Source organism: Streptococcus tangpeifui (genome assembly GCF_011038795.1).
Lineage (GTDB): Bacteria > Bacillota > Bacilli > Lactobacillales > Streptococcaceae > Streptococcus > Streptococcus tangpeifui.
The window spans coordinates 22,991-36,543 of record NZ_JAAKDU010000016.1; the positions used below are offsets into that span (position 1 = coordinate 22,991).

A 13,553-nucleotide genomic window follows, 5' to 3' on the forward strand; every position below is an offset into this window, starting at 1 on the left:
TTAAAGGTTCTAATCTATTAAATACAGGGAAAGAATTTCTGGGAGGAAAGATTACATGGAAAAACATTCTCAACGCTATTCCATCCGCAAGTATAGCTTTGGAGCAGCGTCTGTTTTGCTGGGAACCGCAGCCTTTGCCCTTTCGGCAACGACTGCCCTGGCAGACGAAAATTCGACTGTCCCAGCCGCTGATAACGCTGGTTCTTCTGCGGAAGTAGCAGCGAATCAAGCTGGTCCGCAAACTAAGGTGATTAATCAGACGACTGTTGGTGATACCACTACAACGACTAAAGAAGTAACATCACCTGAATTGGAAACAGCTAAGGAAAATGCACAAAAGGCTAATGTCCCTGCTGAGGAAACTGAGGCGAAGGTCCAACCTTCTGTTGAAGCTGCTGATGCTGATAACAAGGCGCAAGCAGAGGCAATCAACAAGTCGGTAACTGACTATCAAACTCAACAAGCTGCTTATGAAAAAGCCAAAGCTGAGTATGATAGCAAATCAGCTGAAAAAGCGGCAGCCGATAAGTTAAATGCCCAAGCTAAAGGTGCCTACGATGCGGCTATGATTCAGTACAATCAAGATAAGGCTGCTTACGATGCTGCCCTTGCTCAGTACAATATTGACAAAGCAACGTACGCTCAACAAAAGATTCAATACGAAGTGAGTCTGGCAGAAAAAGAAGCGGCTGATAAGGCCAATGCTGCTGCCAAGCTCAAGTATGACCAAGAAATGCAAGCTTACAATGCTGCTAAGGCCGACTATGATTCAGCGCTTGCTCAATATAATGCGGACAAGAAAAAATATGATGCCGCCAAGGCTACTTATGACAGTAAACTAGCTGAAAAAGCAGCAGCTGATAAGGCTAATGCAGCTGCCAAGCTCAAGTATGACCAAGAAAAAGCGGTTTATGATCAAGCTAAGGCCAAGTATGATCAAGACTTGGCTAAGTACCAGCAAGATAAGGCTAAGTACGATTCCGCCAAGGCTACTTATGACAGTAAACTAGCTGAAAAAGCAGCAGCTGATAAGGCTAATGCAGCTGCCAAGCTCAAGTATGACCAAGAAAAAGCGGTTTATGATCAAGCTAAGGCCAAGTACGATCAAGACTTGGCTAAGTACCAGCAAGATAAGGCTAAGTACGATTCCGCCAAGTCGACCTACGACAGCAAGTTAGCTGAGAAAGCAGCAGCGGAAAAGATCAATGCTGAAAATGAAGCAAAATACAATCAGGCTAAGGAAGCTTATAATCAAGCCAGGGCCCAATATGAGCATCAATTGGCTGAATACCAAACCAAATATGAACATTGGAAAAACTCTAAGGATGCTTACGATAAATTCCTAGCTGACCACAATCTGACAGAAACTCAAGCCGCTCAAGAATTGATTTTTGAGCGCGAAAAAGATGCGGTTCACACCATTGAAGGTATCAATACTTACCTGACACCTGAAGCACAAAAACGCATTGGAACAAGCGCTGTTAATCAATACCGTTCAAATGAAATTAAAGAAGGCGATGTTGTTACTAATAGTCCTTATGGTAATAAGGACAACGAATGGCTGCAAGTCAAAGAAGGCGATAAGTTCACTGTAACTTACGATGGCCTGTCTCAATCCAAGATGATTATCGAAGGTGTTCCGCAGGACATTAATAAGGTTATCTATCACTATAGTATTGATGAATTGCCATCATTTAACAAGGCAGGTATTGCTAAAGTAAGCAACGACCCAACTGTTACCTTGACTGTCGGTGCTTCAACTGATGATCCTAATAAGGCTGTTAAAGTTACCGTTGATATCGAGTTCTATGACAAGAATGGTCAAAAATATGATTTGACCAAGCGTAAAGCTATCGTAGCTCTCAACTCACTTAACCACTGGACTGGTGCAGCCTATGTATCTGGGGAAGATATGCCGCGTGCTTTAACAGTTGAAGCTCGGGATACTGAAGGCAATACTGTACGTGGTACTTGGAATCCTTATGCTGATGGCAGCCATCCAGACATTAAGAATGGTGAAGTCCAAACGAAGTCTGGCTATGCAGACTTCGGCGGTAAGACTGTCATTATTTCGGCTGATAATCCGCTCAAAATTGTCACTCAAAGTTATACTGTTGCTCCAAACAGCCTTGAAACGCTCACAGGTGAAGCCATTACTGAGGAAAGTTCTGTTAAAGCATCCGGTAGTGCTAATGCCCACTCAATCGGAAGTCAAAACTACTCCTATGAGGATGAAGGTGTTCAAAAAGATGACGTTATCGGTAGTTACTATGTAGATGCTGAAACTGGTCTGATTACCTTCGTACCTAAGAAAAAATTCCAAAATGTTGAACATCAAGAGTTTGTTAATATTGGGGATAACCAATATATTGCTATTCCAAACTCAAGTGTTACTTATGATCCTAATACCCATGAAGTAACTTCTCAAGCCGATAATCAATACATTGAGCATGGTGCAGTCTTTAATGGGGAATCAACTCCCACACTTCCAGGCTGGGATAATGAAGACTCACCTTACCTCTATTACGGTGGTGCTGGTATGCGGATGACAAATGGTCACCTTGTCTTTACGGCTAAAGGTGCCAATGCCGTAGGTGCGCCAACAATCTACTGGTTTGCCATCAACTCCACTGTTGGTTATCCTAAGAATCCAGGAGAAGAGCCACCAAAACCTAAGGCGCCGACTCCGCCAACTCCACCAAAGAAGGTTATCGTCGAAGTTCCAGGTGAACCACATGAGCCAACCCCACCAACCTCACCGGTAGCTCCAGAACCACCTAAGATGACAATAATTGAAGTCCCAGGTGAACCACATGAGCCAACTGCACCAACGCCGCCAGTAGCTCCAGAACCACCTAAGATGATAACAATTGAGGTCCCAGGTGAGCCACATAAGCCAACCCCACCGACTGCCCCAGTACCGCCAACAAAACCTAAGACCATAACAGTAGTTGTCCCTAAGAAACCAAACGAGCCAAAAGCTCCGACCCTTCCTAATCCTCCTCGGCCACCTAAGACGATTTCTGTTGAGGTTCCAAATGAGCCAACCCCGCCAACAAAACCTTCAGTGAAATGGCATAAGAACATCATTGTTGAAAGCGTGAAGACTCCTAAACCAGGAGTTCCAACCCCTCCAACAGTTCCAAACACCCCACCAAAATCTGTACAACCGGTCAAGTCAGAAAATCCAACCCCTGCTCAGCCGCAACCGGCTGCAGAAAAAACTCTGCCTCAGACTGGTGATAGCAACAGCTATGGTGTGACCGTCTTCGGTGCCGGTATTATTGCCTTCTCCATCATAACGATGCTCGGTGCGATGAAGCGCAAAGAAAACTAAACCATCAGTTCCAACCTAATTTGTCAATTATTTATCTAGATCGAACTCAGCCCACCCTTCCTGAGTTCATATCATGATAAATTTGAGGGAAGATCTTCGGATCTTCTCTTTTTTTTATTGGATAGGCACCAAGCAATAAATCAAACTTCATCACGGATAGCATTTGATAATATTTCTGAATATTAAAGTAGAAAAGTTATTTTCTTATAAGCGCTTTCATTTCTTTTCAATACAGTATTTTTTAAGTCAAATTAATTTGTAGTAACAAATTACTGTGTTATAATCTAAATTGCGTGTTTAAATTTTCTAAAACTTTAAGTGCGAGAGAGATGAATAATTTTGGAGGAAAATTTTCAAATGGAAAAAAATGCACAACGTTTTTCTATCAGAAAATACAGTTTTGGTGCGGCGTCTGTCTTACTTGGGACAGCTGTCTTTGTCCTTAGTGCCCCTACTGTATTGGCTGATGAAACGGCAGGTAATTCTGGAGCTGGTACAAGCCAGCCGACTAGCAGTACGGCCGACATGGGAGTAAGTTCGGCGGCTGCTGATCAGGAAACGACTAGCGTAGTTTCTGTAGAAAAGGAAGATGATACGACAACGGTGACGAGTCAAGTGACCTCATCTGCCTTAGAGGATGCCAAAACCAAGGCTGAACAAGCGGGTGTTCAGGTGGAAGAGACTGAGCCCCAAGTTCAACCGTCTGCTGAAGCAGCTGCAGCTGACAATCAAGCGCAGGTTCAAGAAGTGAAGACAGCTACTGAAGCCCAAAAAGCTGCAGATGCTGACTATGCTCAAAAACAGGCTGAGTATGAAGCAGCTGTAAAAGCAAACGAAGCAGCGATAGCAACAAATACTCAAATCCAAGCAGATAACGCCGCCGCGCAATCCGCCTATGAGCAAGCGAAAGCTCAGTATGATAGCGATCTTGCTCAATATGAAATGGCTAAGGCATCGTATGACACTGCTAAAGCAACTTACGAAGCAGCAGTTGCTGAAAAAGCCAAAGCTGATGCTCGCAATGCTGAGGCTAAAGCAGCTTATGAATCAGCTCTTCAAGTTTACAACGACGAACAAACTAAATATGAAGCTGCGAAATCATTTTATGAATCTACCAAAGTAGCACATGATCAGGCTGTAGCAACCAACCAACAAATTCAATCGGATAATGCAGCCGCTCAAGCCGCCTATGAGCAAGCGCAAACTGCTTACCAAGCGGCTCAAGCCAAGTACGAGCAAGACAAGGCGGCTTACGATAAGGCGGTAGCCGCTAAGACAGCCGCGGAAGCGCAAAACACGCAAACGCAGGCAGATAACGCTGCAGCGCAAGCCGCTTACGAACAAGCGCAAACTGCTTACCAAACGGCACAAGCCAAGTATGAGCAAGACAAGGCTGCCTATGATCAGGCGGTAGCGGATAAAGCCGCTGCAGAAGCGCAAAACCAACAAATTCAATCGGATAACACTGCCGCTCAATCCACCTATGAAAAGGCACAAGCGGCTTATCAGGCAGCTCAAGCTCAATACGAGCAAGACAAGGCGGCTTACGATAAGGCTGTAGCTGACAAAGCAGCTGCAGAAGCGCAAAACCAACAGATACAATCCGATAACACTGCCGCTCAATCCACCTATAAAAAGGCACAGGCTGATTATCAAACTGCTCAAGCCAAGTACGAGCAAGACAAGGCCGCTTATGATAAGGCCGTAGCCGCTAAGGCAGCCGCAGAAGCACAAAATCGCCAAATTCAATCGGATAACACTGCCGCGCAATCCGCCTATGAAAAGGCACAGGCTGATTATCAAACTGCTCAAGCCAAGTACGAGCAAGACAAGGCCGCTTATGATAAGGCCGTAGCCGATAAAGCAGCTGCAGAAGCACAAAACCGCCAAATTCAATCGGATAACGCCGCCGCGCAATCCGCCTATGAAAAGGCACAGGCTGATTATCAAACTGCCCAAGCCAAGTACGAGCAAGACAAGGCCGCTTATGATAAGGCCGTAGCCGCTAAGGCAGCCGCAGAAGCACAAAATCGCCAAATCCAAGCTGATAATACAGCCGCTCAAACCGCTTACGAGCAAGCCCAAGCGGCTTATCAGGCAGCTCAAGCTCAATACGAGCAAGACAAGGCGGTTTATGATAAAGCTGTAGCAGACAAGGCAGCTGCAGAAGCACAAAATCGCCAAATTCAAGCAGATAACGCAGCTGCGCAAGAAGCCTATGAGCAAGCACAAGCTGACTATCAAGCAGCACAGGCTAAGTACGAGCAAGACAAGGCCGCTTATGATAAGGCCGTAGCCGATAAAGCAGCCGCAGAAGCGCAAAACCAACAGATTCAAGCAGATAACACTGCTGCTCAATCCGCCTATGAAAAGGCACAAGCTGACTATCAAGCAGCACAGGCTAAGTATGACCAAGACAAGGCCGCTTATGATAAAGCTGTAGCAGACAAGGCAGATGTTGAAGCCAAGAATGCACAGATTGAAGCAGACAATACTGCTGCACAAGAAGTGTATGATAAGGCCGTTACTGTCTATGAAGCTGCTAAAGAGCAGTATAAAAAAGATCTTGAAGCTTATAATCAGGCGCTTCAAGCTAAAGCCGCCGCAGAGGCTCAAAACCAACAAATCACAGCAGAAAATCAAGCCGCAAGAGATGCCTACAATACAGCTAAAGCGGAATATGATGCTAAAAAGGCCGAGTACGATCAGGCTAAAGCTAAATATGATGCCGATAAGGCCGAGTATGATGCTAAGACAGCTGAGAAGGCCGAAGCGGATAAGGCTAATGCCGAAGCTGAAGCCAAATACAATGCTGATAAAGCCCAGTTTGAAAAAGACACCATTGATTATAATACTAAGCTTTTAGAGTATGAAACAGCTCTAAAACAGTATGAAAATGCTAAAGAGGCTTATGATAAGTTCTTAGCTGATACTGGTTTAACTCAAGTTCAAGCAACTCAAGAGCTGACCTTCTTACGTGAACCTAGTGCCACTCATAAGATTGATGGTATCAGTGCTTATGTGACTCGAGATGCCCAGCAACGTTTGGCTAATGATGGTGGGGTTAAACAGTACGACTCTAACAAACTTCAAGCAGGTGACGTTGTTAGTACAACTCCTTATGCCAATAATGAGGCTGAATGGCTGAGCATTAAAGTCGGTGACAAATTCTCTGTCACCTACGATGGCCTGTCTAAGTCAAAGATGATCGTTGATGGTGTCGAGCGTGACATCAGCCGCGTCATTTATCGCTATGAAATTCTCAACCTTCCATCATACGATGGCAAAGGAATTGCCAAAGTGGATGCCGATCCAACAGTTACTCTAACAGTCGGAGCGTCAACCGATAAGCCAGGAGAGTCGATTAAGGTCGCAGTAGATATTGAGTTCTACAATGAAAATGGTCAGATGTATGATCTCTCTCAGCGCAAGGCTATCGTTGCTCTCAACTCTCTCAATCACTGGAAGGGAGCCGCTTATGCTAATGGATCGGATAAACCGCGTGAACTTGTTGTAGAAGCCAAAGATATTGATGGCAATACAGTTCGTGGCACATGGAATCCTTATGCGGATGGCAGTGCACCAAATCTTAATAATGGTGCTCCAGTGGTAAAATCGGGTTATGCTGATTTTGGTGGCAAGACGGTTAATATTTCAGAGTCTAATCCACTTAAGATTATTGCCCAGAAGGCTGGCTGGAATGGACAAGGCTGGGTTGTAGAAAAAGAAACGACTGTATTTGGAAATGCTGTCTATGCTTCAGGCGGCGGGAATGGCCATTCAACAGGTCTCGAGGAATACAAATTTGGAGATCAGGATGACATTCTTGGGACCTACGTGGTTGATCAGGCAACGGGGTTGATTAGCTTTACCCCTAAGAAGAAATTCCAAACGATCGAGCATCAAGAGTTTGTTAATATTGGAAATAAAGAGTTTGTTGCTATTCCAAACTCAAGTGTTACCTATAATCCTGCCACTAAGGAAGTAACATCAGAAAAAGATAACCAGTATATCGAAAATGGTGCAGTCTTTAATGGTGAAACGACACCTACCCTGCGTGGTTGGGACGACGCAGATTCGCCTTACCTCTACTATGGTGGTGCAGGGGTTAAGATGACTGATGGTCATCTGGTATTTACAGCATCAGGCGCCAATGCAGAAGCCCAACCGACCGTTTACTGGTTTGCGATTAATTCAAATGTCGGTTTCCCTAAGGATCCAGGAGAAGAACCAAAGGCACCAGAAAAACCGACGCCTCCAGCACCGCCGACGCCAAAAATAATTGATGTACCAACGCCTCCTAAGGAGCCAACGTCGCCGACGCCGCCAACGGAACCAAGAGAAAAACCAACCGTTACGGTTCCCGATGAGCCGACGCCTCCAGTAGAGCCGACCCCACCAACCCCAGTGATTCCAACACCGAAGTTGGATCTTCCGCCAGTTCCCGATGAGCCAACGCCACCGACTCCACCGAGTGCACCAGACGTGAAGCCGATGGTAGATGTGCCATCTGTACCGAACGAACCAACGCCACCGACTCCACCAACGGCACCGGACGTGAAGCCGATGGTAGATGTTCCATCGGTGCCAGACGAACCAACGCCCCCAGCACCGCCGAGTGCACCAGACGTGAAGCCGATGGTAGACATTCCGTCGGTGCCAGACGAGCCAACACCACCGACTCCACCGAGTGCACCAGACGTGAAGCCAAAGGTAGATGTGCCATCTGTACCGAACGAACCAACGCCACCGACGCCCCCAACAGCACCGAACGTGAAGCCGATGGTAGACGTTCCATCGGTGCCAGACGAGCCAACGCCACCGACGCCCCCAACGGCACCGGACGTGAAGCCGATGGTAGACGTTCCATCGGTGCCAGATGAGCCAACGCCGCCGACGCCCCCAACAGCGCCGGACGTGAAGCCAGAGGTAGACATTCCGTCGGTACCGAACGAACCAACGCCACCGACGCCCCCAACAGCGCCGGAAGTGAAGCCGATGGTAGACGTTCCATCTGTACCGGACGAGCCAACGCCGCCGACCCCACCAACAGCGCCGGATGTGAAGCCAGAGGTAGATGTGCCATCGGTGCCAGATGAGCCAACGCCGCCGACCCCACCAATGGCACCAAAATACGACATTGTAGAAATACCGGCTGATCCAGGTTCAGAGCCCACCCCTCCAACACCACCAGCTGAACCAAATTACAAACCAACTGTAGACGTTCCAGAAATACCAGAAGCTCCGGAACGCAAACAAATTTCTGTGAAATGGCACAAGAATTTGATAGTTGAAACATTCAAGGATCCTAAACCAGAAAAACCAGCGCCTAAGGAATCTGTCATTCCTGTTAAGGTTGCTGAGCCGACCCCAGTACCTGTGACATCTGAAAAGACGCTGCCACAGACTGGTGAACGCAATAGCTATGGACTGGCTGTCTTTGGTATAGGGATGACAGCCTTTGCGACTGCAACCCTGCTTGGTTCATTGAAAAAGCGTGAGGAATATTAAGCCTGAACAAATTTTAGACAAGATTTTCCAATAGACTTGTTCGGTAACCAAAACTGGAATGCTAATGTCATGAAAACTGGAGATGAAAGCCCTGAAATTTTACTCAGAACATTTAAAAATGGTTAAACTGAGTTATTGGTGGTCTTATCAATTATAAAATGCCTTAGTTTTTCAACAAGTCTAATAAAAATGATAAAAGAGAGGATTGAAGTCCTCTCTTTTGCAATAGATGAAAGCATTAATTTCTTTTCAGGTTTTTCTTCCATTTTTTCCAAATAGTGCTAAAATGTAGGTGTAATTAGAAAGAAGGCGGTTACATGAGTGACCAATCGTATAACTATCAAAGTCTCTCGACGGAGGAGCTTTACCAAAGTTTAGCAACCCGCCAAACAGGACTTCATAATGAAGAGGTCAGCCAAAGGCAAAGCCAATACGGCAAAAACCTTTTGGCCAGCGGCAAGCAGGAATCTAAGCTGCTAAAGTTTTTCAAGAATTTTACCAGTCTAATGGCCATCCTCCTCTGGGTAGGCGGTCTGGTAGCTATTCTCTCAGGAACCTTTGAGCTGGGAATTGCTATTTGGTTGGTCAATGTGATCAATGGTGTCTTTAGTTTCATCCAAGAAAATCGAGCTCAAAAAGCGACCGATGCTCTGAAAAATATGCTACCCTCTTATGCTCGAGTTGTCCGTGATGGAATCGAGCAGAAGATCCTAGCTGAGGATCTGGTACCGGGTGATATCCTCCTGATTGAAGAAGGAGACAAAATTTCGGCTGATGCTCGGATCATTCTCTCAACTGATTTGCAGGTCAACCAATCAGCCCTGACAGGGGAATCCAATCCTGTCCGCAAGAATGCCAAGGTTGTCACCGATGGCGATATTACTGCTCTGGAAGCTGACAACCTAGTTTTTGCAGGGACAACAGTCGCTAATGGCTCGGCTCGAGTTGCGGTCACCAAGATTGCCATGCAGACAGAATTTGGTAAAATTGCTGACTTGACCCAGACAGTGGCTGATGAAAAGAGCCCTCTGCAAAAGGAAGTGGATCGTCTGACCAAACAGATTTCACTCATTGCCATGAGTGTTGGTATTTTCTTCTTTATCGCTTCTGTCTTCTTTGTCAAAGAGCCGATGGCTAAGGCCTTCATCTTCTCTTTGGGGATGATTGTCGCCTTCATTCCGGAAGGGCTCCTGCCCACTATTACCTTATCCTTAGCTATGGCTGTACAAAGAATGGCCAAGCAGAACGCCCTAGTCAAGAAGCTCTCTTCTGTTGAAACATTGGGAGAAACCTCGGTCATTTGTTCAGATAAGACAGGGACTTTAACCAAGAATGAGATGACTGTTCACAATCTCTGGACCCCTAAGAAAGAGTACAAGTTGACAGGTCTGGGCTATGCGCCTGTTGGCCAGGTGCTCCTTCATGGTCAAGAGGTTAGGGCAGCCCAAGATACCGACCTCAATTGGCTCTTGCGAGGCGCAACCCTCTGCAGCAATGCCAAAATCAGCAATCCCAACGCTGACAATCCTAATTATACAGTTTTGGGGGATCCAACTGAAGCCTGCTTAGAAGTGGCTGCCCAAAAGGCTGGGATTGATTTATCAGACAATGAATCCGAAAATTATCGGATTAAGGAACTCCCTTTTGATTCAGATCGCAAGCGGATGACCACCTTTAACCATCTTGCAGAGGCTATTGACGGCAAAGCAACAGCCTCATTTACCAAGGGAGCCCCAAAAGAAATTTTGGAACTTAGCCCCTATATTCGTGAAAATGGTCAGATCAGGGAGCTGAGCGAACGTGAAAAATCAACTATCCTGAGAGCCAATGATGCCTATGCGCAAAAGGGCTTGCGAGTCTTGGCTCTAGCCTGTCGACTTTACGACGACGAATCAAATATTGCAGCTGCTACCATTGACACTGCTGAAAAAGATATGATTTTCATGGGGCTATTGGTTATGCAAGACCCTCCTCGTGAAGGCGTCAAAGAGGCTGTTGTCAAATGCCATGCGGCTGATATCCGGATCATCATGATGACCGGGGACTATGATCTGACCGCTGTCAGCATTGCTAAGAGTATTGGTATTGTTAAAACTGAGCAGCCACGGGTCATCAGCGGCCGGATTTTAGAGGGTATGTCTGATACCGACTTGCAAGAAGCTCTCAAGGATGAAGTCATCTTTGCTCGGATTGCTCCGGAACAAAAGTTCCGCATTGTTACCAATCTGCAAGCGCTGGGCCATGTTGTCGCTGTCACAGGAGACGGGGTCAATGATGCTCCCGCTCTCAAAAAGGCTGATATCGGTGTAGCTATGGGGATTACCGGTACTGATGTGGCCAAGGAATCGGCGGATATGATTCTGACGGATGACCACTTCACCTCCATTGTTAGGGCCATTGAAGAAGGTCGAGCCATCTATAGTAACTTGCGTAAGTTCCTCAGCTATATCTTTAATAGTAACACTTCTGAAGCGGTGCCATCAGCGGTCTTTCTCTTTTCTAAAGGTCTTGTCCCTCTGCCTTTGAGCGTTATGCAAATTCTAGCTATAGACCTAGGGAGTGATATGATGCCTGCCTTGGGATTGGGCGTTGAACAGCCGGAAGAAGGTATTATGAACCAGCCGCCCCGAGCCAAGACTGATCGCCTCATCAATCCTAAGATGCTAGTAAAATCCTTTCTCTGGTATGGTGGTATGGAGGCCCTAGTAGCGATGCTTGCCTTCTTTGCGGTTTTTGCCCTGCACGGTCAAAGTTTAACGGACCTGCCTGCAAGCGGAGAGTTCTACCGGGAAGCAACCACTATGACTCTGGGCGCTATCATCTTTTGCCAAATTGGTCAGGTCATGAACTGTCGGACCCAGAGTCAGTCCATTTTTAAGCGAGGTTTCTTTACTAACCGTACCATCAACTTGGGTCTGGCCCTCGAAATCCTCCTCTTTAGCCTTTTGGCTTATATTCCTTTCCTCAATGGTCTCTTTAACACTGCGCCAATCTCCAGCTTAGAATGGGGTATCCTCATACTCTGTCCAATTCCAATCTTCCTGATTGAAGAAATCAGAAAAGCTTGGCTGCGTCAAAGATACAGCACTCATTCTCAAAGAAAATCAAAATGAAACTAGGAGTAGGAGAAAAGCCGCAGGTAGTCTGTGGAAAATAAGTCAAGCCTAGTTTGTATCCTAAAGTGGAGCATGGCGAAGCCAACAGTGTAGCATTTTGAGTTTCAAAGGTGTTCATAAAAGCTTGTCCATAAAAAACGGCCCCGACTCCATCTGGAATCGGGGCTTCTTTAGTATCTATCTAAAGCGGAAGAAGGAACTAATCAGAATTAGTCTATGCGACTGGGATTGCCATCGGCATCGAAGTGATAGAGGGTACCATCAATAGTATAGTCTCCATCTTTAGCCTGCACGCCGTCTTTATCAAAATAGCGCTGGGTATTATCAATGGTTTGCCAGCCAGTCAGTGCTTGACCAGCTTCCCTGTCAAAGTAATACCAGTTGCCCCCTATTTCTTTATATTGGCTGGTGATAGGGTTACCGTCTTCATTAAAGTAGTAGGTCTTACCATCAATAGTCTGGCTGCTGTTGGTAATGGCAAAACCGTCCTGACCGAAGTAGTAGGTCTTACCATCAACTGTCACCAGTTTCTCTCTAATGGCATAACCCTCTTGGTCAAAATAGAGGTAACCGGTCTTAATATCGCCAAGGTGGGGCCGCAGTGGATGATAGTTAATGGAACCCCAATAAAGTTTGTTGCGCGCCAGTGTATGGTCATCATTGATTAAGATAGGATCAACATTAGCTGAAACATCGTCTAATTTAAGACCAGGGGTCAGCAATTCTCCTCGATAATCATAGGCCTTACCATCTTTGCCAATTTTAACGAGGAAATTATTATAATAAAGTCTTGAAAAATGGTATTCCTCGCCGTTGATATACTGAACGCCGCTGACCTTTTGGCCAGTTTTATCATCAATAAAGACGTGACCGTAACCATTGCTGGACATTTCAAAATGACCGGTGATGCTAGGGTGTTCTTCATTTTGCTTACCAGATGATGGATTGCCATCGGCATCGAAGTGATAGAGGGTACCATCAATAGTATAATCGCCATTTTTGGCCTGTACGCCGTCTTTATCAAAATAGCGTTGGGTATTATCAATGGTTTGCCAGCCGGTTAACATGTGGCCTTCCTTGTTAAAATAGTACCAGTTGCCCCCTATTTCTTTATATTGGCTGGTGATAGGGTTACCATCTTCATTAAAGTAGTAGGTCTTACCATCAATAGTCTGGCTGCTGTTGGTAATGGCAAAACCGTCTTGACTGAAGTAGTAGGTCTTGCCGTCAACTGTTATTAACTTGTCTCTAACGGCATAACCCTCTTGGTCAAAATAGAGGTAGCCTGTTTTAATATCGCCAAGGTGGGGCCGCAGTGGATGATAGTTGATAGAGCCCCAGTAAAGCGTATGGCGAGCCAAGGTATTGTCTTTGTTAATCAAAATAGGATCAACATTAGCTGAAACATCGTCTAATTTAAGACCAGGGGTCAGCAATTCTCCTCGATAATCATAGGCCTTACCATCTTTGCCAATTTTAACGAGGAAATTATTATAATAAAGTCTTGAAAAATGGTATTCCTCGCCGTTGATATACTGAACGCCGCTGACCTTTTGGCCAGTTTTATCATCAATAAAGACGTGACCGTA

Annotated in this window: 4 protein-coding genes; 3 read left to right on the forward strand and 1 reads right to left on the reverse strand. The window is 45.9% G+C overall.

From position 1 onward, the window contains the following. Window positions 1–55: 55 nt before the first annotated feature. The 3 genes from G7Y32_RS09935 (at window position 56) to G7Y32_RS09945 (ending at window position 11,961) form a co-directional block, all read left to right on the forward strand. Window positions 56–3,337, forward strand: coding sequence for a GbpC/Spa domain-containing protein (locus G7Y32_RS09935; RefSeq protein WP_165213309.1), 3,282 nt, complete (start codon window positions 56–58; stop codon window positions 3,335–3,337). A 357-nt stretch (window positions 3,338–3,694) separates the two neighbouring features. Next, the gene (locus tag G7Y32_RS09940; protein ID WP_165213319.1) at window positions 3,695–8,848 is read left to right on the forward strand and encodes a GbpC/Spa domain-containing protein; all 5,154 of its coding nucleotides are present in this window, start codon (window positions 3,695–3,697) and stop codon (window positions 8,846–8,848) included. Window positions 8,849–9,165: 317 nt separating this feature from the next. Further along, entirely contained in the window at window positions 9,166–11,961 is a 2,796-nt protein-coding gene (locus G7Y32_RS09945) for a cation-translocating P-type ATPase (RefSeq protein WP_165213321.1), read from the forward strand. Window positions 11,962–12,173: 212 nt separating this feature from the next. Here the strand turns inward: G7Y32_RS09945 and G7Y32_RS09950 are convergent. Further along, window positions 12,174–13,553, reverse strand: a 1,380-nt coding sequence (locus G7Y32_RS09950) for an N-acetylmuramoyl-L-alanine amidase family protein (protein ID WP_435796731.1), incomplete at its 5' end; no start/stop codon positions are given.